The following is a 24,123-nucleotide window of genomic DNA, read 5'->3' on the forward strand; positions in this document are numbered from 1 at the left end:
AGACCGTGCCGGCACCTGATGCCGGGGCCTGACTGGCAGGAAGCGTGCTGACACCTGCCTGATCACAAAAATAATGTAGTCATGGACGGTAGCCTCCGATGTTTGACAACACTTCCTTGCGTGGGACGAATTCCGCGCAGCCCGACGTTTGCTCTTTGAAACCGTTCGATGCAGACCTGTGCGTGCACGGTCTGTTTGAAGCGCAGGTGCTGCGCACCCCCGAGGCCATCGCTGCGCGCTGGCAGCAGGAGGCAATCAGTTACCGTGAACTGAACACCCGCGCCAACCGGCTGGCCCTTCACCTGCGCAAGCTCGGGGTCGGGCCGGACGTGCGGGTCGGGCTGTGTCTGGAGCGTTCGCTGGAGATGCTGGTCGGCGCACTCGCGGTGCTCAAGGCCGGTGGGGCCTATGTACCGCTGGACCCGGCCTATCCGCAGGCGCGGCTGGCGCACATGCTGGCCGACAGCGCACCGCCGGTGGTGCTGACTCACGGCCAGGCAAGCAATGTTTTGCGGGCGGCGCTCGAACCGTCAGCGACTGCACCGACGGTGCTGGATCTGGCCGCCGCCCGTGATTGGGCTTCGCTCCCGGCAGACAACCTCGATCCTCACTCGATCGGCCTGACACCCCGTCACCTGGCTTACGTGATCTACACCTCCGGCTCTACCGGCACCCCGAAAGGCGTGATGGTCGAGCATCGCGGACTGGTCGCCGTGAGCGCCGACTGGGCCCGGCTCTATGGATTGGGCGAGCCGATCAACCACCTGCAAATGGCCGGTTTTTCCTTCGATGTGTTCAGCGCGGATCTGATCCGTGCGCTGGGTTTTGGCGGTACGCTGGTGCTGTGCCCACGGGACACCCTGATGGACCCGCCGGCCCTGTATCGTCTGATGCGCGAGGCGCAGATTGGCTTTGCCGACTTCGTGCCGGCGCTGCTCAATCCGCTGCTGGCGTGGGTCGAAGAGACCGGCCATGACCTGTCGTTCCTGCGCACCGTGGTCTGCGGCTCGGACATCTGGACCGCCCACAGCGCGCGGCAATTGCGCAGGCTGTGCGGTGTGCAGGTGCAGATCGTCCAGGCCTATGGCGTGACCGAAGCGAGCATCGACAGCACCTGTTTCGAGCTAACCGAAAGCAGCCAGATTGACGCGGTGTTGCCTATTGGCCGGGCACTGCCCAATACCCGGATTCACCTGCTCGACACTGACGGCGCACCGGTTGCCGAGGGCGTCGCAGGCGAGCTGTACATCGGCGGCGTCGGCGTGGCGCGCGGTTATCTGAACCTGCCGCAACTTACCGCCGAGCGCTTTATCGACAGCCCGTTCGTGGCGGGTGAACGCCTTTACCGCACCGGGGATCTGGCGCGTTACCGGGCCGACGGCCAACTGGAGTTCCTTGGCCGCAACGATTCCCAGGCCAAATTGCGCGGCCTGCGTCTGGAACTGGGGGAAATCGAAACCCGGCTGGCGGACATTCCGGGCGTGCGCGAAAGCGTGGTGCTGCTGCGCCAGGACAGTCCCGGTGAACCACGCCTGGTCGCCTACTACTGCGAAAAACCAGACTCAACGCTGAGCCCGCGCTTACTGCGCGAACAACTGCATATCAGCCTGCCGGACTACATGGTGCCGACCGCTTTCGTGCGTCTCGATGCACTGCCGCTGACCGCCAACGGCAAGGTCGATCGGCCAAATCTGCCGGCGCCGGACGTTGAGGCGTTCGATCAGCAGGACTATCAAGCCCCCAAAGGCTCGCTGGAAACCGCACTCGCCGCGATCTGGGCCGACGTACTCGGCGTCGAGCAGGTCGGGCGTCAGGATCAGTTCTTCGCCCTCGGCGGTCACTCGCTGCTGGTGATGCGGGTGCTGGCGCAGGTTCGCCACACGCTGGGGCTGGAAGTGGCGCCTTCGACCCTGTTTGCCGCGCCGGTTCTGGCGGAGTTTGCCGAACGGCTGCAAGCCAGTCAGGCGGCGGCTCGTCCGGCCATCACGGCCCTTGAACGCTCGGGCGCGCAAACGTTGTCGTCTGCTCAGCAGCGCCTGTGGTTTCTGGCACAAATGGAGGGTGGCAACGCTGCCTATCACATGCCGTTGAACCTGCGTTTGCGCGGTTCGCTGGACGTGCCGGCACTCGAACGCAGCTTCAACCAACTGGTGGCGCGCCATGCTGCGCTACGTACGACGTTCATTGCTGTTGAAGGGGAAGGGCGGCAATTGGTTTTGCCGCCTGCGCACAGTGTCCGGCTGACGGTGACCGACATGCAGGGGCACGATGCGCAAGAGCGCCTGACCCGCTTGATCGACGAGGAAGGCGCACGACCGTTCGACCTGAGCCGGGGCCCGCTGATGCGGGTCAGCCTGCTGCGGCTGGCGGTGGATGACCATGTGTTGCTGCTGACCCAGCACCACATCATCTCCGATGGCTGGTCGATGGGCGTGCTCACCCGGGAGCTGGGGCAGCTGTACGCAGCGGCGTTGCAGGATCGCGACGATCCGCTGCCGCCCTTGCCGGTGCAGTACGTGGATTACGCGGTGTGGCAAAAGCAATGGCTGTCCGGCGACGTGCTGGAGCAGCAAAGCCGTTACTGGCGTGAAACCCTCACGGGCGCGCCGGTGCTGCTGGAGTTGCCGACCGATCACAAGCGTCCGCCCGTGCAGGATTACCTCGGTGGCTTTGTTCCATTGGTCTTCGACGAAGCGTTGACCGCGCGATTGAAAGCCCTGGGCATGCAGCAAGGCACCACGCTGTTCATGGCTCTGCTGGCCGGGTTTTCATTGCTGTTGTCGCGTCTGTCCGGGCAAAGCGACGTGGTGATCGGCGTGCCATCGGCCAACCGTCCGCAACAGGAACTGGAAGGGCTGATCGGTTTCTTCGTCAATACGTTGGCTCTGCGGATGACTCGATCAGGTACGCCGTCGGTGGCGCAATGGCTGCAACAGGCGCGGCGAGTGGCGCTGGAGGCTCAGGAACATCAGGATCTGCCGTTCGAGCAAGTGGTGGAATTGCTCAACCCGCCGCGCAGCCTGGCCCACAGTCCGCTGTTCCAGGTGCTGTTTGCCTGGGAGCAGGATCAGGATTCCGACCTGCTGCTGACCGGGCTCGACGTTACGCCGGTCGAGAGCAGCCATCACGTGGCCAAGTTCGATCTGCAACTGGCGCTCAGTGAGCGCGACGGGCAGATCGTCGGTGGTCTGGAATATGCCTCGGGCCTGTTCGAGCGCGGCACTGTCGAGCAGTTCGGCGAGTACCTGCGTCGGGTGCTGACGCAGATGGTCGAGGACAGCCAGCAGTCGCTGGCGAGGATCAAGCTGCTGAGCGCCGAGCAACATCAGCAGATCGTTCATGACTGGAACCGCACCGCGCGGGATACCGCGTCGTTGCCCGGTTGTGTGGCGCGCTTCGAAACCCTTGCCCGGCAAACGCCCGATGCCGTGGCGCTGCTCGCCGACCGTGAGCAACTGAGTTATGGCGAACTGAATCGTGCCGCCAACCGCCTCGCGCATCACCTGATCGAACAAGGCGTCGGCCCCGAGCATCGCGTCGGCCTGTGCCTGGAGCGCTCGCCGCAAATGGTCATCGGCCTGCTGGCGATCCTCAAGGCCGGCGCGGCGTACGTGCCGTTCGACCCGGCTTACCCGAGCGAGCGTCTGGCGTTCATGTTCAGCGATGCGGCGCCGACCATGCTGCTGACTCAGTCGAGCCTGATGGCCGGGCTGCCGGCCAACGAGGCGAAAATCTGCTGCCTGGACACCGGCGCAGCGCAATGGGCACAGCACCCGACGGATGATCCGCACGTCACGGTGAGCCCGGAAAACCTCGGCTACGTGCTCTACACCTCCGGCTCCACCGGGCGCCCGAAAGGCGTGGCCCACAGCCGTCGCGCGCTGGACAACCTGATTAACTGGCAACTCGATCAAGCCACGGCACCGCAGCGTGTGCTGCAATTCGCCTCGCTGAACTTCGACGTCTCGTTCCAGGAAATCTGCAGCACCCTCTGCCAGGGCGGCAGCCTGTTGCTGATGACCGAAGACAGCCGCAAGGACCTCGCCGCACTGCGCCCGACCCTGGTGGCCGAAGGCGTGCAGCGGGTGTTCCTGCCGTTCGCCGTGTTGCAGCAACTGGCCGGCCTGACCGAAGCCGATGCGCCGATGCCGGCCGGCGGTTGCGAGATCATCACCGCCGGTGAAGCCCTGCAAATCAATGACGAACTGCGCGGTTTTGTCCGTGGGCTCGGCGGTGCGCAGTTGCATAACCAGTACGGGCCGACCGAAACCCATGTGGTCAGCCAGTTCAGCCTCGACTGCAACGACGCCGAGTCCTGGCCGGACGCGCCGCCCATTGGCCGTCCCATCGCCAATGCGCGGCTGTACGTGCTGGACGAACATCTGAATCCGGTCCCGGTCGGTGTGGCGGGCGAGTTGTACATCGCTGGCGCCTGCCTGGCCCGAGGGTATCTGAACCGTCCGGACCTGACCGCTGAACGCTTCCTGCCGGACCCGTTCAGCGCCGAGCCGGGCGCGCGGATGTACCGCAGTGGCGACCTCGCGAAATTCCAGGCCGACGGCAACGTGCAATACCTGGGGCGCATCGACCAGCAGGTGAAACTGCGCGGCTTTCGCATCGAACTCGGCGAGATCGACAGCCTGTTGCATCAGCAACCCGGGGTTCAGGAAGCCGCCGTGTTGCTGCGCGAAGACGTGGCCGGAGACAAGCGCCTGGTGGCTTACGTGGTCGGCACCGCGACCAGCGAATCCCTGCGCGCCGAACTGCAACGCCAGTTGCCCGAACACATGATCCCGAGTGCCTGGGTCCGGCTCTCGCAACTGCCGCTGACCCGCAACGGCAAGCTCGACCGCCAGGCGCTGCCGGCACCGGAACGCAGCGCCGGGGCGACTTACGAAGCGCCGCGCAACGACACCGAACGGCAAATGGCCGAGATCTGGGCCGAAGTGCTCAAGTGCGAACGGGTCGGCATCCACGACAACTTCTTCGACCTCGGCGGCCACTCGCTGCTGGCGACGCGGATGATCTACGCGATCAACCAGCGCATGGGCGCGCAACTGTCCCTGAGCAGTCTGTTCCAGACCCCGGTGTTGCTGGATCTGGCGGCGCAGGTGTCGCGTCAAGAGCAAAGCGTTGAACCGGCATTCATCCAGATCGAGCCGGATCGCGGCAATCGGCATGAACCATTCCCTCTGACCGATATCCAGCAAGCGTACTGGTTCGGTCGCGAGGCCACGGTCAGCCTCGGCGGCGTCAGTGCCCACGGCTACGAAGAACTGCGCATTCCCGAGTTCGACGCCGAACGTTTCGAACAGGCGTTGAATCGCATGATCCAGCGCCACGACATGCTGCGCGTGGTGTTCCTCAGCGACGGCACGCAACAGGTTCTCGCGCAGGTGCCAACCTATCGCATGCCCCGCAGCGACCTGCGCGGGTTGCCCGCCGATGTGGCGCAGCGCACGCTGGAAGCGACCCGTGAACGCCAGTCCCATCAGGTGCTGGACGCCAGTCGCTGGCCGCTGTTCGAGTTCAGCCTGTCGCTGCTCGATGATGGCATTACTCATCTGCACATCAGCCTCGACGCGCTGATCGTCGACGCCGCGAGCACGCAGATTCTCGCCCGCGAACTGATGGCGTTCTACCTCGATCCCGCGCTTGAGCTGTCGGAACCGGGCCTGACCTTCCGCGACTATGTGCTGGCCGAACAGCAGCTGCGCAATGGCCGCCGCTACGAGCAGGCGCTGGGCTACTGGCGTGAACGGGTGACTACGTTGGCCCCGGCGCCAGACCTGCCGCTGGTACGCCAGCCGGAAAGCATTGCCAACCCGCACTTCACCCGCCGCGACCGCGACATGTCGGCCGCGCAGTGGGCGCAGCTCAAAGCCGTGGCCAAGCAGTTTGCGGTGACGCCGTCGGTGATGCTGCTGACCGCGTTCAGCGAAGTGCTGGCGCTGTGGAGCCGCACCCCGCGTTTCACCCTGAGTCTGCCGCTGTTCAACCGCATGCCGCTTCATCCCGATGTTGACGAAATCATCGGCGACTTCACCTCACTGGTACTGCTGGAAGTCGGCATCGACGGGACACAAACCTTTACCGACAAGGCCCGCGCGGTGCAGGCGCAACTGTGGCGCGACATCGACCATTCGGTGGTCAGCGGTGTGCGAGTGCTGCGCGAACTGTCCCAGGCTCGGGGCGTGCAGCAGACCGCGATGCCGATCGTGTTCAACAGCACGCTGTCGGAAGCAGCGCCGGAGCTGGCCGAATTCAACCTCGCCGACGCGTTGAACGCCAAACACATGCACAGCATCACCCAGACCCCGCAAGTGTGGCTCGACCACACGTTGCTGGAGCTGGAAGGACGCCTGTTGTTCAACTGGGACAGCATCGACGAACTGTTCCCGCAAGGCATGATCGAGCAGATGTTCGTCGCCTATAACTCCCTGCTCGACAGCCTCTGCGAGCCGGCAGCCTGGGGCGCGAACACGCCACAAATGCTGCCGCAGGCACGCTTGCCGGCACCGGTCGACCATCAGCAAACGCTGCCATTGATGCACGAACTGTTCGAACGTCAGACTCTCGCCACACCGGATGCATTGGCGGTGATCGGTGCGCGACAGCTGACGTACGCTCAGCTTCGCTTTGAGGCCCGGCAACTCGGCGCCCGATTGCAAACGCAGGGTGTGCTGCCGAACCGCTTGGTGGCGGTGGTGATGGAGCGCGGTTGGGAGCAAGTGGTGGCGACCCTGGCGATTCTGTATGCCGGCGGCGCTTACCTGCCGATCGAACCGAGTCAGCCGGCGGAACGGCTGCGGCATATTCTGGAGCGGGCCGAGGCGAGCCTGGTCCTGACCCAACCGGCGCTGCTCGACAGGATCGAATGGCCGGCGCAGGTCACGGCCATCGCGGTCACCGATGAAGTCTCGAACGATGAACTGCCACTGCAACCGGTGCAGGTGGACGAAAGCGACCTGGCTTACGTGATCTACACCTCCGGCTCCACCGGTCAGCCGAAAGGCGTGGTGATCGACCATCGCGGTGCGGTCAACACCTTGCTCGACATCAACCGGCGCTTTGCTGTCGGCCTGAACGACCGCGTATTGGCGATCTCGTCTCTGAGCTTCGACCTGTCGGTCTATGACTTCTTCGGCACGTTGGCCGTGGGCGCGGCGGTGGTCATCCTCGACCCGCAACTGACCCTCGATCCGGCGCACTGGCTGGCGTTGATCGAGCGCCATCGGGTCAGCCTGTGGAACTCGGTGCCGGCGCTGCTCGGCATGCTGGTCGAGTACGTGGAGGGTGAGGGCGGTGCGCTACCTGCCAGCCTGCGGGTGGCGATGCTGTCCGGCGACTGGATTCCCCTGACGTTGCCCGAGCGGGCCTGGGCCTTGCAACCGGATTTGCAACTGATCAGCCTGGGCGGTGCCACCGAGGCGTCGATCTGGTCGATCTATTATCCGGTGAAGCACGTCGACCCGACCTGGCGCAGCATTCCCTACGGCAAGGCCCTCGATCATCAGCGTTTCTACGTGCTGGATGAAGCGCTGCAAGTGCGCCCGACCTGGGTCGCGGGGCAGCTTTACATCGGCGGCATCGGTCTGGCGAAAGGTTACTGGCGCGATGAACAACTCAGCGCGGGCAGTTTCTTCGATCATCCACTGACCGGCGAACGGCTGTATCGCACCGGCGACCTCGGGCGCTTGCTGCCGGACGGCAACATCGAATTCCTCGGTCGCGAAGACAATCAGGTCAAGGTCCAGGGCTATCGCATCGAGCTGGGCGAGATCGAAGCCGCGCTCAATCGCCATCCCGGTGTGCAGAGCGCGGTGGTGCGGATTTTGGGCAGTACGCTGGGCGAAAAACGTCTGGCGGGCTATGTGCTCAAGGCCGACCCGGCGTTGCAGGCCAGCGATTTCAGCGCGTACCTGAGCGACAAACTGCCGGCCTACATGATTCCGTCGTCGTTCACCTTCGTTGAAGTGTGGCCGTTGTCGTCCAACGGCAAGGTCGACAAGAAACGCCTGCCGGAACCGGAGCAAATCGAGGAGCAAGGGTCGGCGCTGGAAGTCGAGGGGCCGCAGGAACAGCGGCTGGTGGAGATCGTGCAGGGCGTGCTCAAGCGCGAATCCATCGCCGCCAATGCCAACTTGCTGAACCTTGGCGCGACTTCGATCGATATCGTCCGGATCAGCAACGCGTTGTCCGGCGCCTTGCAGTTCCGCCCGCACGTGGCGCAACTGCTGGCTCAGCCAACGTTGCTGCATCTGCTTGGCATGTACCGCCAGAACCGGGTGCGTCAGGATCTGCTCGGCAACATGCAGCAGGCTCCGGAGCCCGTACAGGACATCATCGAAGATCCGCAGCAGCGAGCGCAGTTCAAAGCCGAACAGCGTGGGCGCCGTGACTTCGCTCAAGCCCTGCCGGCAGTGGCACTGGATCTGCCGCAAGACCCGGCCTTCGCCCGGCGTTTGAGCGATTACCGCTCGGTGCGTCAATACGATCGGCAACCGATCGCCACCCAGGCCTTTGCCCATGTACTGGCGGCACTGGCCCAGGGGCAACTCGACGGCGAAGTGAAATACCAGTTCCCGTCGGCGGGTGGCCTTTACCCGATTCAGGCGTACCTCTACGTCAAGCCGGATCGCGTGCTCGGCGTGCCCGGCGGCGCGTATTACTACGATCCCCGCCAGCATCGTTTGCTGGCGCTCCAGAGCGGAGCGCTCGACCCGGACACCTACGACTATTTCGTCAACCGACCGGTGTACGAGAACGCCGCGTTCTCGCTGTTCTTCATCGCCGACATGGCCGCGATCTGTCCGTTGTACGGCGAGCGCAGCCGCGACTTCTGCCACATCGAAAGCGGGGCCATGGCGCAGTTGCTGAGCATGACCGCCGTCGAGCACGGCCTGGGTCTGTGCGGCATCGGCTCGGTCGAGGAACAGCAACTGACGACGCTGTTCGACCTGGGGCCAAGCCATGAATTGATCTACTCGATGATCGGCGGGCTGCGCACGGCCGATGAACAACACCGCGCGCGGGTCGAGGCGTTTGCCATCGAGACTGTGACCGCCAGCCTGGACGACGAAGACATGGAGGAGTTCGAAGTATGAATGCCGATCAATTGCTGGCGTTGTTCGCTCGCCATGGCGTGGTGCTCGAGGTGGACGGTGACAGGCTGCGCTGCAAGGCGCCGCGCGGGTTTCTCACCGAAGAACTGACCCAGGCGCTCAAGCGTCACAAACAGGAACTGATTGCCTTGCTCGGCGGGCACGATGACGCGGTGATTCCGCGCCGTGCTGGCGCGCACACGTCCTGGCCGCTGTCGTTCTCGCAGCGGCAACTGTGGTTTCTCGATCAACTGGAACCCGGCAACCCGTTTTACAACGTGCCCACGGCGGTGACGCTCAAAGGGCAGTTGGACGTCGCGCAGCTGGAGCGGGCGCTGAACCAACTGGTGGCCCGCCACGAAGTCCTGCGCACGACGTTTGGCAGCGTGGACGGTGAACCGCGTCAGGTGGTGCATCCATCGATGTCGCTGTCGTTATCGGTGACGGATCTGCGCCAGTTGCCTGCCGACGAGCGTGAGCAGCAAGTGCGATTCGCCGTCGAACAGGACGCACGGGCGCCATTCGATCTGGCCACCGGCCCATTGTTGCGGGCATCGTTACTGCGCGTGGCCGACGATGAATACCTGTGGTTGTACAGCGTGCATCACATCATCGCCGACGGCTGGTCGATGGGCGTGATCCTGCATGAGGTCGCCACGCTGTACGGCGATTATCTGCGTGGTGAAACCCCGACGCTTGCGCCGCTGCCGGTGCAATACGCTGACTACGCCTGCTGGCAAAAGCAGCGGGTGGGTGGTGCGGTTCTGGACGCTCAGCTCGATTACTGGCGCCGTAACCTGGACGACGCGCCGCTGTTATCGACGTTGCCCGCCGACCGGCCACGACCGCTGGTGCAGCGTTATGTCGGGGCCACGTTCAGTTCCTCCGTCGATGGCGGCACCTTGCGCGAACTCACGGCGCTGGCCCGGCAGACCCAGGGCACGCTGTTCAACGTACTGCTCGGTGCTTTGGCGGTGCTGCTGTGGCGCCACAGCGGTCAGCAGGATCTGTGCATCGGCACACCGTTCGCCAACCGCAATCGTCCGGAAGTCGAGCCGCTGATCGGCCATTTCGTCAATACGTTGGTGCTGCGCCAGCGCCTGAATCCGCAGCAAACCTTCGCCGAGCTGCTGCGCGACGTGCGGGGTCAGATGCTCGACGTCCACGCCCATCAGGACGTGCCATTCGACCGCGTGGTCGAGGCCGTCAACCCGCAGCGCGATCCTGGCCATTCGCCGTTGTTCCAGGTGATGCTGGTGCTGCAGAACACACCGGGCAACGCGGTGCAGATGTCCGGTCTGGAATTGGCACCGTACGGCACCAGCAGTGCCACGGCCAAGTTCGATCTGGCGTTCGAATGGGTCGAGCGGGCAGGGCGGCTGGACCTGCTGGTGGAATACAACACCGACCTCTACGACGTTGCGACCATCCAACGCCTGAGCGGGCACTACCGACATCTGCTCGAACAGATCGCCGCCGACGCCAAGCAACCGATCAATGCCTTGCCGTTGATGAACGAGGCTGAGCGTCAGCAGGTGCTGGTCGACTTCAACCGCGCCGCGCCACTGACGCAAGCGACGCCCTGCGTGCATCAACTGGTCGAAGCTCAGGCTGCGGGCAACCCTCAGGCCTGCGCAGTGGTGTTCGAGGGCGAATCCCTGAGCTACGCCGAACTCAATGCCCAGGCCAACCGACTGGCGCGGCACTTACGCACCTTGGGCGTGGGCCCGGATGTGCGCGTGGCGGTGTGCATCGAGCGCTCGCTGGAATTGCCGGTGGCGCTGCTGGCGGTGCTCAAGGCCGGCGGCGCCTACGTGCCGCTGGACCCGGACTATCCGCTGGGACGCCTGAGTCATATGCTCGGCGACAGCACGCCGGCGGTGCTGCTGACCCTTGGCTCGGCGCACGCAATCTTGCGTCAGGCCGTGCAGGGTTCGAACTGGGAAGCGCCGATCCTCGACCTTGAACAAGATGCGGCGAGCTGGGCGTCGTTACCGGCGGACAATCTCGATCCGCGCAATGTCGGCGTTACCCCTGACCATCTCGCCTATGTCATCTACACCTCCGGCACCACCGGCTTGCCCAAGGGCGCGATGGTCGCCCACCGTGGCTTGAGCAATCTGCTGCTGTGGTGTTTGCAGGTCTGCGGCGAGGCGGGGGCGATGCTGCACAAGATCCCGTTCGGTTTCGATGCCTCGGCGTGGGAGACCTTCTGGCCGCTGGCAACCGGCGGGCGGCTGGTGATCGCACGGCCCGGCGGCCATTACGAACCGGCGTACCTGGCACGCGAGGTGCGCGAGCAGCAGGTCACGGCGCTGGTGTTCGTGCCGGCGATGTTGCAGCTGTTTCTGGAGGTCGACGAGGTCAGCCAGTGTGTGTCGCTGACCGATGTGTTCAGCGGCGGCGGTGAACTGCCGCCGGCTCTGGCCCGGCGCTTCCAGGAGCGTCTGCCCCATGCGCGGCTGCACAACGTCTACGGCCCGACCGAAACCACGGTGATCAACAGCATCTGGACCCTGGAGCCCGGCGCCGAGGTGCCGGCCCGGCAATTGCCGATCGGCCGGCCGATTGCCAACAACCGTTTTTACGTGCTCGATGATCACGACCAGCCGGTACCGGTGGGCGTGACCGGGCATCTGCACATTGGCGGCGTCGGTGTGGCCCGTGGTTATCTGGGGCTGGCGCAACTGAGTGCCGAGCGCTTTATCGACAATCCGTTCGTGGCAGGTGATCGGCTCTATCGCAGTGGCGATCTGGCGCGCTACCGCCCGGACGGTCAGCTGGAATTTCTCGGTCGCAACGATTTTCAGGTCAAGCTGCGCGGCGTGCGTCTGGAGCTGGGTGAAATCGAAGCCCGGCTCGAAGCATTTCCCGGCATCCGCAGCGCCGTGGTGCTGATGGTCGGCGAAGCGGCGCAGGATCAACGATTGGTGGCCTGTTGCGTGCTGGCCGAACCCGTTGACGAAGCAGCGGTGCACGCCCATCTGGCGACAACCCTGCCCAGAGCCGTAATCCCCGGCAGCTATCTGTGGCTCGACGCGCTGCCTCTGACCGCAAATGGCAAGGTCGATCGCACTGCGCTGACGGCATTGGTGGACGAGGAATTGGTCAATCGTCAGGTCAACCTGAGCAGCCCGCGCGATCACATCGAGCTGGCGCTGTACCAGATCTGGAAAAGCCTGTTGCTGGCGCCGCAGATCGGCATTCGCGACAACTTCTTCAATGTCGGCGGCACCTCCATTGCTGCTATCAAAATGGCCCATGAAATCAGCCAGCAGTTCGCGGTCGAAGTGCCGGTGCGCGTGGTGCTCAGCTACCCGACCATCGAAGCGCTGGGCGGCTGGCTGCGGGTCGGGGCCAATCCGGCGCTGGCCCAGAGCAACCTGATCGAATTCCGTCGCGGCAGCGGCCAGCACAACGTGGTGTGCATTCATCCGGCGGGCGGTACGGCGTTCTGTTATCTGTCGCTGGCCAAGGTGCTGCCGGATGAAGCCGGCGTGTACGGGGTGCAATCGCCGGGACTGAATCCGGGGGAGAGCACCGAGCCGACGGTCGAAGCGATGGCCGAGGCTTACTTGCGCCAGATCGAACCGCTGACGCAGCAACCTTTGATCCTCACCGGGCTGTCGTTCGGTGGTCTGGTGGCCTATGAAATGGCGCGGCGATTGGCGGCGGCCGGGCATCGTCAGGTGACGGTGGTGCTGCTCGACACCCAGGGCAGCGACGATCCGGGTTTCCGCGAGCAGATCGGCACCGTGGACATGGCCGAGTTCCGCGACAAACTGGTGCGCTTCAACGGCATGTACCCCGGCATCGAGGACGCGCAGGTCGAACGCTATTTCAACATCTACAACCACAACCGACTGGCCATGGCCGCCTATGAGTGCGCACCGCGCGCCGGTCGCGTGGTGCTGATCCAGGCCCGGGAAGATTTCAGCCGCCATCAATTGCATGGGCTGCGCGGCTTCTGGCGACGCCGCGCTGGCAGCGGTTATCTGGCGAAACTGGTCAGCGGCGGGCACTGGGACATGCTCGAAAGCGCGGAAATCCACCGGGTCTCGCAAATCATCCGTCGGGAGCTGCAACGCTTCGACGCGCAGGAGGCGAAATGATGAGTGCGTCCAAAGACATGCCGTTGCTCGCACGTTTTGCCGAGCAAGTGGCGGGTAATCCGCAAGCCTCGGCGGTGATCGATCAATCGGTCACGCTGACTTACGCCGAACTGGACAGCGCCAGCGAACGCATCGCCCGAGGGTTGCTGGCGCGCGGCGTCGAGCCTGGTCAGTCGCTGGCGTTGTGCATGCCGCGCTGCTGGCAGTGGCTGGCAGCGATTATCGGCGCCCTGAAAGTCGGCGCGGTGGTGGTGCCGCTGGATCGCGCCAGCCCACGCAAACGCCGGGAACTGATGCTGGCGGATGCGGCGTGTGTCGGCCTGATTACCCTGGATGAAGAACCGCTGTGGTCGCCTTCACTGTGGCAAACCAGCGTCGAGGCTTTGCTCGATCAGCCGGACGCTCCGCCGCAAACGCTGGCCGAAGACTTCGCCGAGGTGGCGTTCCTGTTCTACACCTCGGGCACCACCGGCACGCCGAAAGCGGTCGAGGTGGGCGAGCGCGGCTTGCTGCGGCTGGCGCACACCAACGGTTATATCGAGATTCGCCCGACGGACCGGTTTGCCTGCCTGTCCAACCCGGCGTTCGATGCGTGCAGTTTCGAACTGTGGGCGCCGCTGCTCAATGGCGGTTGCTGCGTGATGATCGCCGACGAGGACGTGCTGGATGCGCGTCGACTGGCGGACGTGCTGGAGCGGACGCAGGTCGACAATCTGTTCATGACGGTGTCGCTGTTCAATACGTTGATTGCCGAGTGGCCCTCGTGCTTTTCCAGCGTGCGTCAGGTGCTGATCGGCGGTGAGCAGATCAGCGCTGCCGCCGTGCGCGGATGGTATCGGGCCAATCCTGAGAGCCGCTGCCGGATTTTCAACGTCTACGGCCCCACCGAATGCACCACGTTTGCCTTGTGCTGGCCGATCAGCCGCGACTTTGCCGGCGACTCGGCGCCGATTGGCCGACCGTTGCCGGACACTGGCGTGGTGGTGCTGGATGAGCAGCAGCGTCCGGTGCCGGCGGGCGAGGTGGGCGAGCTGTATTTGAGTGGCAGCGGTGTCGCCCGTGGCTATCGCAACCGGCCTGAAGAAACCGCCCGCCAGTTCGTGCGATTGCCCGAGCTCGACGGTGGTGCGCAGGTGCATTACCGCACCGGCGATCTGGTCCGGCGCAACGCCGAAGGCTTGATCGAGTACCTGGGGCGCGTCGACCGGCAGGTGAAGATTCGCGGTTTCCGGATCGAGCCGGGGGAGGTGGAGCAACGGATGCTGGAGTATCCGGGCGTGGCGCAGGTGTACGTCTGCACCCGGCGTCAGGCGGCTGAAGATCATCAGTTGCTGGCGTTCATCGTGCCGCGCGGGGATCTGGACTATCACGCCTTCGAAAACCATCTGCGGGCACAACTGGCGCCGTATATGCGGCCGCATCAGTTGTTTCTGCTGGAGCGCTTGCCGCTGACGGCCAATGGCAAGATCGACCGTGACGGCTTGCTGGCCCAAGGGTTGAGTCCGTGGCACCCAGTCCTGGCAGCTACGGATAACGAAAGCGTTTCACCGGCGCTGGACTGGTTGCTGAGCCAGGCCCGTTCGTTGCTCGGTCAACCGGCCCTGAATGCGCAAGATGACTGGTTGGGCAGCGGCGGCGATTCGCTCAAGGCCATGCGCCTGCGTTCGGCGATCCGTGTCCGCTGGCAGCGCGAGATCGCGATCGATACGTTGCTCAACGAGTCGTTCTTGTCGTTGGCCTCACAACTGATCAGTGAAACGAACCGCGAGTCGATCTACCCACCTGCGCCTCCGATCAGCAGCGCCAAACGTCTGCCGGCCACCGCCGAGCAGCGCCGGCTGTGGCTGTTGCAACAACGCTCGCCGACCTCGACCACCTACAGCGTGCCGTTGATTCTGCATCTGGCGGCAGGTGTCGACGTTGCGGCACTGGCCGAGGCTTTGGGGCGTCTGGTGCAGCGTCATCCGGGATTGCGCACTTCATTCGCGGCGGGTGCCGACGGACTCGATCAAGTAATCACCGAGCAGGGTCCGGCCTGTCGCACCTTCGCGGTCGGGCATTTCACTGAGAACAACTGGCAGGCCTTCGCCGAGCTGGTCTTCTCCGCGCCGTTCGACCTGACCACGCCGAACCTGTTTCAGGCCTGGCTGTTGCCGTTCGCCGATGGCAGCTGCCGGCTGTTGCTGAATCTGCATCACATCATCGTCGATGGCTGGTCGGTGAACCTGCTGTTCGAGGACCTGACGCAGCTTTACACCGATGTCCTGCAAGGCCACGACAGCCCGCAACCAGCCGCCCGATTGACGACGCTGGAGTTTGGCCAGTGGCAGCGCCAGTGGAGCGTCGATCCGCATTATCGCGACCAGCGCCGCGCCCTCGCCGAGCTGCATCGCCGTCAGGAAGAACCGTCGCCTGCATTGACGCCAATGCGCGAAATCAGCCCGGACGCCCGGTTGCACCGCGAGCCCTTGGGCACAGTGCGCAGCGCCGCCCTCGAACGCTTTTGCACGCAACAACGGCTGACCCGTTTCGAAGTGCTGTTCAGTGTCTTCGTCTGGAGCCTGTACGCCCTGACCGGGTGCGAGCGGCCACGGATCGCCAGCCCGGTGTCCAACCGGCCGCTGGCGGAGTTCGAAGACACCGTTGGCATGTTTGCCAACACCGTGCTGATCCCTACCGTCGTTGAAAACGCATGGCCCCTGAGCGAGCAATTGCGCAAGCAGACCGCCACGGTGCGCGAGGTGCTGGCGTTGCAGGACGTGGCGCTGGCGGATCTGGTGGAAGACCTGCGGCTGTCGTCGAGCCCGTCGCTGTTCGATTTCATGTTTGTGCTGGAAAACACCGATTACGCGGCGCTGACCGATTCCAGCCTGCGCGCCACGCTGGAGTTCAACGAGCAGTTGCACGCCAAGTGCCCGCTGACGTTGTTGATGGTGGGCAGCGGTTCGCAGTTGGAATGCTGGTGGGAATATCAGTGCAGCTATTTCGATGCCGAACAGATGCGGGCGGTGACCGCACTGTTTCGCCGAGGCCTGGATCTGTTGCTGGAAACCCCGACGGCCAATCTCAACGATTTGCTCGGTCCGTATCGAAGCAGCCTGCCACCGGCCAGCGAAGGTCCGCAGATCGCGCTTCCGTTCAAAACATTGGCGGACGGGTTCGAGCATCAAGTGCTTTGCACGCCGGAGGCGGTCGCGCTGGTTCAAGGCCAGCACCGTCTCACCTACAGCGAGCTGAATGCGCTGGCCGATGCTCTGGCGGCCACCCTGATCGAGCGCCATCCGTTGCCGGCCGGGAACGCGCCGTTGCATGTCGTGCTGTTTCTCGATGCCTCGGTGGAGCACATCGTCGCCTTGCTGGCGCTGGCCAAACTCAACCTGACGGCCGTGCCGCTGGACCCTGCTTACCCGGTGGCGATTCAGCGTCAGGTGCTGGAGCAGGCGCAGCCGCTTTGTGTGCTGTTCAGCGACGCGACCAAGGCTGCACTGGATGACCTGAACGCCGGACGATTCGCCACCCATCGGGTTGATCTGCGCGCCGATGCCGGAACGTTCGAGCGTCCTCGCCACGCTGGCGAACGGCCGTTGTACACGCTGTTCACTTCCGGATCGACCGGCACGCCCAAAGGTGTGCAAGTGTCGGAACGCACCCTGTGCAACCTGCTGCAATGGCAGCGCACCGAAGGGCAGTTGCCGGCGAAAGCGGTGACCCTGCAGTTCTCGATGCTGTCGTTCGACGTGTCGTTCCAGGAAATTTTCAGCACCCTGTGCGGCGGCGGTTGTTATCACCTGATCACGCCGCGCTGGCGTCAGGATGCCGAGGCGTTGCTGGATTACATGGTCGAGGCGCGGATCGAGCGCCTGTTCCTGCCCTACGTGGCCTTGCAGCATTTGGCGCAAACCGCCGTGACCAGGGGCATTTTCCCGTCGGCGTTGCGTGAGGTGATCACGGCCGGCGAGCAACTGCTCTGCACCGAGGCGCTGCGCAACTGGTTCGGCGGCATGCCGCACGCCTCGTTGTTCAACCACTACGGCCCGACGGAAACCCATGTGGTCAGCGCCCTGCGTCTGCCGTCCATGGCGCGGGACTGGCCGTTGCGCGCGCCGATCGGCCATGCCGTTGGCAATGCGCGGTTGCTGCTGGTGGATGAGCACGACCGCCCGGTGCCGATCGGCAGTCGTGGCTATCTGCTGGTGGCCGGGCCGATGGTTGCTCGCTGCTATCTGGCAGACCCTGCAATGAATACCGCGCGGTTTGTCGAGCTGGCGGACGGCTGTTTGTACTACCGCACCGGCGATCTGGCGTGGGCCGATGCCCAAGGCTGCCTGCATTACCTGGGGCGTGACGATCAGCAGATCAAACTCAGCGGCCATCGGCTGGAACTGGGGCAGATCGAGGCGGAGCTGATGCAGGTGCCAGAGGTGGTCAACGCGGTGGTGGCGGTGCAGGCCGATCCGCCACGGCTGGTTGCCTGGCTGCAACTCGATGGCCAACCTGCGACATCCGGCGAGCTGGATCGTCAGGTCGCGCGGCGGCTGCCGGCCCATGTGCGAATCGATGAATACCGACGGCTCGACCGCTGGCCACGCACCCCCAGCGGCAAGATCGACCGCAAGGCTTTGCCGAATCTGGGCGAGGCGTTGGAGCGGCGCAGCACGCCAGCACCGGTTGTTCAATTGAGCGCACTTGAACGGCAACTCAGCGAGTTGTTCCAGGCTGTGATCGGCCGTGATATCGAGCCGGAACAGACCTTCTTCGAGGCCGGCGCCACCAGCCTTGGCCTCATGCGTTTGCATGGCCGTTACGCCGAAGAACTGCCGTACAAGGTGACAATGGCCGACCTGTTCGAACACGTCACGGTGCGGCGTCTGGCGGCGCATCTGTCGACGGCGCCGGTCGCAGCCGTGGAGCGTGTCCGGCAAACCGATGCAGGTCACCAGCCGATGGCGATCATCGGCATGGCGGTCAATGTGGCCGGAGCGCAGAACCTGTCCGAGTTCTGGGCGATGGTGCAAGGCAATGGGCTGGGCATCGAGCACTTTGCCGCCGAAGAGGGCCTGGTCGGCGCCCGCAGTCAACTGGCGGGCATGCTCGATTTCGATCCCGAGTACTTCGGCATCAGCCGCCAGGAAGCGCGCCTGATGGATCCGCAACAGCGGCATCTGCTGATGGCCTGCGTGCAGGCCCTGCAACACGCGGCCATCGTTCCGTCGGCGGACGGTCCGCGCATCGGTCTGATCGCCAGTTGCGGCGAAACCACGTACTTCCAGCAAATGCTGCGCGAGACCGCCGACGACGATCTGCCGGATGGCTTCCAACTGGCGCTGCACCACGACAAGGATTTTCTGGCGACCAAGGCCGCGTATCACCTGGACCTCAACGGCCCGGCCCTGAGCGTGCAGGCCGCTTGCGGCAGTTCGCTGATCGCCGTGCACCTGGCCAGTTCGATGCTGCGTCAGGGCGACAGCGACGTGATGCTCGCGGCCGGAGTGCTGATCGACCCGACCCTGACCGAGGGCTACCGGCATCGCTCGCAGCATATTTTTTCCGCCGATGGTCTGTGTCGTCCATTCAGCGACGACGCCAGCGGCACCCTCGGCGCCAGTGGCTACGGGGTGGTGGTGCTCAAACCGCTGGCCAAGGCGCGGGCCGATGGCGACCGGATCTACGCGCTTCTCGAAGGCTCGGCGTTGAACAACGACGGTCGGGCCAAGATGAGTTACACCGCGCCGTCGGTGGCGGGGCAGAGCGCGGTCATCCGCGATGCCTTGAACCGGGCCGGTTTGACTGGTGCCGACATCGGCTACATCGAGGCCCACGGCACCGGCACCTTGCTCGGCGATCCGATCGAAGTCTCGGCGTTGACCAAGGCTTTTGGCGATGCGCCGGCCGGCAGTTGCGCGCTGGCTTCGGTAAAAAGCCAGATCGGTCATTTGGGCGCGGCGGCGGGGGTGGTCGGGCTGATTCGCGCCAGCCTCGCGGTGTTCCATGGCGTGCTGCCGCCGAACCTCGGTTTTGGCCGGATCAACCCGCAGATCGATCTGCAGCATTCGCCGTTCTATGTGCCGACCACGTCCCGGCCATGGCCGCAAGGGCGGCGACGATTGGCCGGTGTCAGCAGTTTCGGGATTGGCGGGACCAATGCGCATGTCATCGTTGGTGCTGCGCCCAAGGCTCAGGAAGGGGTCGAGGAAACGCTGCCGTTGCTGATGATTTCGGCTCACAGCCGAGCGGAGTTGCTGCGTGACATCGCGGTGATTCGTGAATATTTGCAAACCAATCCTGAGCAGCACACCGCGTTGCTGCGGCACTTGCAGTCAGGTCGCCGGCAATTGCGCTGGCGCTTCGCGATGGTCTGCCGGCCGGGTGACGACATTCCGTTGCAGCCAACAGCGATCAAAGAGGTCACGGTCTCAAGTGCGCAGTTGATCTCGCGTGATCAATCGCCGCAGGATCTGCTGGACGCCTGGTACGAAGGCGCGAATATCCAATGGCCGCAGCGCTCGGCACCGCCGCCGTGGGATTTGCCGCCGTCATCGTTCGATCTTCAGACCTATCGTTTCCAGACGCCTGTGGCTGCTGAACCTGAAGCGCCAGCCCTTGCGCGACAACCGCTGGCGGACTGGTTTCACCAACGACAATGGGTGCGCACCCGACGCCTGAGCGCGACAGCGACGGCGCAATCCCGTGAGGTGCTGATTCTGTGCAGCCATGAAACGCCGGACTCGACGTTGCTGGCGAGCCTGCACACTGTCTATCGACGCGTGATTCAAGTGCGCGCGGGCAATGGCTTCAAGCGCTTGAGCCCGGACCGTTTCGAACTTGATCCGCTGGACACTAAAGCCCTGAACCGTTTGCTCGCCGAAGCTGCAGAACCAGACCTTGGCCAACTCGACTGGCTGCATGCCTTGCCGCTGGCGGTGTCGGGCGAGGTAAACGAGCAATCGCTGGATCTGGCGCAGTGGGCCTGCCTGGATACGGTCAGTGCATTGATGCAGGCCTGGGGGCAGACCCCGCGCACGACACGGCTGCGGTTGTGGTTGATGTCGTGGCAGGCGTGTCCGGTGGATGGCGAGGTGCGACGGCCCGAGCTGGCGGCGCTGGCCGGCATCACCGAAGTGGTGCCGCAGGAATACCCGGTACGTTGTCACTGGCTGGATTTGCCGTCGTCACGCCTCGAAGCGCAGGCCGGCGAGTTGGCAGCGTTGCTTGCCGATCCGGCCTCACTGCCTCGGCGAATGGCGGCGCGCGACGGATACCTGTGGCAGCCACGCTTGCTGCCTCAGCCATTGACCGGCCCGGCGACGCCATCAGGGCTTCTGCCGGAAGACGGTACGTTCCTGGTGCTGGGCGGCAGCGGCGGCATCGGCCGGACCTTGTGCGAACACCTGTTGCAGGCGCCTGCACGCCGGGTGGTGTTGCTCTCGCGTCAGGGGCAATTGCCTGAGTCACTGTCGGCGTATGCGTCGCGGATCGACTGCATCAAAGCGGACATCGCCGACCTGCCGCGCTGGCCGCAGATCCTCGATCAACTGGCGGTGCGTTACGGTCGCCTTAGCGGCGTGATTCATGCGGCGGGTGTCGGTGCGGGCAGCTTGATTCGCCACCGCGATGCCCGGCAAATGGCCGAGGCGATGGCCGCCAAGACTCGCGGCATGCTGGCGGTCGAAGCCTTGATCGAGCACCTGAAGCCGGGTTTTGTCCTGTACTGCTCGTCAATGTCGGCGCTGTTCGGCGGCGCGGGGCATCTGGATTACGCGGCGGCCAGCGGGGTACTCGACGGCTTCACCCACTATCGCCCGAACCCGGCCGACACGTGCCTGCGTTTGGGGATCAACTGGGACATCTGGCGCGACATCGGCATGGCCACCACCAGCAACGGCGGCGACGCCGCGCATCAGGAGCATCTGACGGTTGGTCTGTCGGCCGAAGAGGGCTGCCGGGTGTTCGATCTGGCGATGGCGACGCAGTTGCCGCAGCTGCTGATCTCCACCACCGGCATCGACACGGCGCGGCGGTTTTATCCGGTTCGCCATGGTGCTGTGGCCGTAGTGGTCGAGGCTTCGAAGGGCCTGGATCTGTCGGCGCGCCTGCGTGAGTGCCTGTGCAAGTGGCTCGGTGTGGCCGAGCTGGAGGACGACGATTCGCTGTACGACCTGGGCGCGGATTCGCTGACGCTGCTCGACCTGATCGACGAACTGCAAGCGGCCACCGGTGAGGTGTTTCAGCTGTCGCAATTCAGCCACAAGGTCAGCCTGAACGAGGTGCTGGGGCTGCTATCGACCGCCACGGTTGAAGAGGCGCCCCCCGCTGCACCTCGCGGCTGGCACGACGCGGTGCGGATCGATCAATGGCATGCCGGTGCCGGGCGCGACTGGCTGTACCTGATCCACCCGGTGGGTGGCGATGTTCAGGCCTATCGGGAACTGGTCTCGGCGCTGCCGGCGGAGCTGGGCGTTTGCGTGATCGGCGATCCGGCGCTACGCCTGCCGCAGTTGCCGAACGTCAGCGTGGAAGAACGTGCACGCTGGTATCTGGAGGCGATCAAGGAGCATCTTCCGCACGGCAGCACTTGGCGTCTGGCCGGCTGGTCATTCGGAGCATGGGTGACGCAAGCACTGTGTCATCAGGCCCAGGCTGACGGGTTCAGGCAACCGTTGTTGTACCTGATCGACCCGCCCGCGCCGAATGCCGGTGCGGAACTGGCCGGCATTGATGAGCAGACCATCGAGCAGGTGTTCCAGCGCGAGTTTGCCCAGCGCTGGCCGGCGGTCGAAGGGCAGGGCATGGGCGAAGAACGCCAAGCGTATCTGCAGCGGCTGACGGTGTGCTGCCGCAACAACATGACCAGCATGATCGACTTCCAGCCGCCAGCATTGGCGACCACAGTGGTGCGGCTGTTCAGCGCCGGGCACGCCAATCCTTACGGGCTGGGCAACGCATGGAACCCGGACGACCTGCAACGCAACTGGCAGGCCTTGCTGCCGCAGTTGCGCAGCTGGCAAACCCTGGACACCGATCACTACGGCATCGTGGCGGGCCGCTGGGCGCGGTTGCTGGCCGAAGTCATCGGTACGGATGAGCCATCGCCATGAGTGAACCGATCTCGATGCCGCGATGGCTGCTGAATTTAGTGCAAGTGCTGTGCGAAACCGGACAGGCCGACGACCTGCGCAAGCGGATAGACAATGGCGAGGGTCCCGTGCCGCTGCGGCTGTTTCATCTCTGGCAGGCCGACGTGGTCCTGCCGATGCTCGGCGAAGCCTTGCCGGAGCATCGGCAGTCGCTGCTCGCGTTGCAAAGCCTGCATCAGCGGGCGGCGCTCGGCGTGCTCGGGCGTCAGGGCGAGTGGCGGGCCAGGCTCAAACCGGTGTTGCTGGCGCTGTATCGCAAGGCCTACGCCTACGACGCGGCTTACGCCAAGGCCCACGCCAGTGCGCTGACTTACGGCCTGGCACCGGCCAACAGCGCCATGATTGCCGAGCACTTTGGCGACGCCGAGGCGTTCGCCGAGTATTACGCGCAACTGAATACCGAAGCCGCCGCCACGGCGTTTGCCCAGGCTCATGCCAGCGCCAACGCCGAAGTGTCGGCCCGGGCCTTCGCGGACGACGATGCAGACACCTGCACGCAGGTCTGCGCGGCGTCCGTGCGGGTTTACGCCGGGGCCTGCGCTTCAAGCGACGAACAGCGGCATGCCGCACTCAACCATCTCGCCGCCGGGCTCGACCGGAGTCTGGCCACGCTGCAATCCCGTTCAACAGGAGAACGACATGAATGACGCACACCTGCAATTCGATGTGGTGATCAACGCCCAGGGCCAGTATTCCCTGTGGCCGGCGGGCAAGCCGATGGCCAGCGGTTGGAGCGAGGCGGGGATGCGCGGTGAGCGCCAGGTCTGTCTGGATTACATCAACGAGCACTGGATCGACATGCGCCCGCGCTCGCTGCGTGAGCAGTCATCGGTGTCGTTCCAATAAAAAAGGTAAGGGAACATGGATCAGTTGGCACTCAAGGCAATCGAGCGCATCGCCGCCGAACGGCGTGCGCCGTATCAGCACATCACGGTCGAGCGGATCACGCCGATCATCGGAGCCGAGATCGGTGGCGTCGATCTCTCACAGCCGCTGAGCGACGAGCAGCTCGGGGAAATCCGCCGGGCCTTTCTGGAGAACCACGTGGTGGTGTTCCGCGATCAGCACCTGACGGTGGACGAGCACAAGGCGTTTGGCCGGCTGTTCGGTGAGCTGCGGGCGCTGCCGGTGGAAGACATCGACGGCGATGACCCGGAGTTGGTGGTGATCCGCGCCAATGCGCAATCGCGCTACGTCGCCGGCGAAACCTGGCACACCGACGGCACCGCCGATCTGGCGCCGTCCATGGGCTCGATGCTGTACGTCAAGGAAACCCCGGCCATCGGCACGGGCGGCGATACGTTGTTCGCCAACATGCACCTGGCGCTGGAAATGCTCTCGCCGACGATGCAGCAGTTTCTCGGCGAATTGACGGCGATCCACGACGGCGCGATCCCATGGAAGGGTTATGAGGCGCCGGCCAACCTGCCGAAAACCGAACACCCGGTGGTGGTTCGCCACCCGGAAACCGGGCGCAAATCGCTGTTCGTCAATTCCGGGTTCACGTCGCACATCGTCCAGTTGTCCGGCGGTGAAAGCCAGGTGCTGTTGAACATGCTGTTTGATCTGGTGGCCCGCGAACCGGTCCTCAGCTGCCGCGTGCGCTGGACGCCGAACAGCCTGGTGTTCTGGGATAACCGCTGCACCCAGCACCATGCGGTCTGGGATTATTTCCCGCACTCGCGGTATGGCGAGCGGGTAACGATTCTGGGGACGCAGCCCAAGGCGTGATGACCCCCTGTGGGAGCGAGCAAGCTCGCTCCCACAGGTCCG

General features: G+C 64.5%; 6 protein-coding genes. All 6 read left to right on the top strand.

The features are described 5' to 3' along the window. The first annotated feature begins 98 nt into the window (after positions 1–98). The 6 genes from ACTJK7_RS16235 to ACTJK7_RS16260 are packed head-to-tail and all read left to right on the top strand — an operon-like array spanning position 99 to position 24,081. A complete protein-coding gene (locus ACTJK7_RS16235) occupies positions 99–9,107 on the top strand; it encodes an amino acid adenylation domain-containing protein (protein WP_440780569.1) in 9,009 nt (3,002 codons plus the stop codon). Continuing rightward, positions 9,104–13,216 (top strand): non-ribosomal peptide synthetase, encoded by a 4,113-nt coding sequence (locus tag ACTJK7_RS16240; protein ID WP_108561394.1) that lies wholly within the window; start codon positions 9,104–9,106, stop codon positions 13,214–13,216. The genes ACTJK7_RS16235 and ACTJK7_RS16240 overlap by 4 nt, the downstream gene beginning before the upstream one ends. Then, the gene (locus tag ACTJK7_RS16245) at positions 13,216–22,311 is read left to right on the top strand and encodes an amino acid adenylation domain-containing protein (protein ID WP_440780568.1); all 9,096 of its coding nucleotides are present in this window, start codon (positions 13,216–13,218) and stop codon (positions 22,309–22,311) included. Before ACTJK7_RS16240 ends, ACTJK7_RS16245 begins: the two co-directional genes overlap by 1 nt. Beyond that, positions 22,308–22,997: a hypothetical protein gene (locus tag ACTJK7_RS16250; protein WP_440780567.1), complete on the top strand. Its 690-nt coding sequence runs from the start codon at positions 22,308–22,310 to the stop codon at positions 22,995–22,997. Before ACTJK7_RS16245 ends, ACTJK7_RS16250 begins: the two co-directional genes overlap by 4 nt. Further along, positions 22,990–23,196: an MbtH family protein gene (locus tag ACTJK7_RS16255; protein WP_064595662.1), complete on the top strand. Its 207-nt coding sequence runs from the start codon at positions 22,990–22,992 to the stop codon at positions 23,194–23,196. The genes ACTJK7_RS16250 and ACTJK7_RS16255 overlap by 8 nt, the downstream gene beginning before the upstream one ends. Positions 23,197–23,211: 15 nt before the next feature. Next, positions 23,212–24,081, top strand: coding sequence for a TauD/TfdA dioxygenase family protein (locus ACTJK7_RS16260; RefSeq protein WP_440780566.1), 870 nt, complete (start codon positions 23,212–23,214; stop codon positions 24,079–24,081). The last annotated feature ends 42 nt before the right edge of the window (positions 24,082–24,123 follow it).

It is taken from the genome of Pseudomonas sp. 22085, assembly GCF_052045815.1.
Classification (GTDB): Bacteria; Pseudomonadota; Gammaproteobacteria; order Pseudomonadales; family Pseudomonadaceae; genus Aquipseudomonas; species Aquipseudomonas glycinae.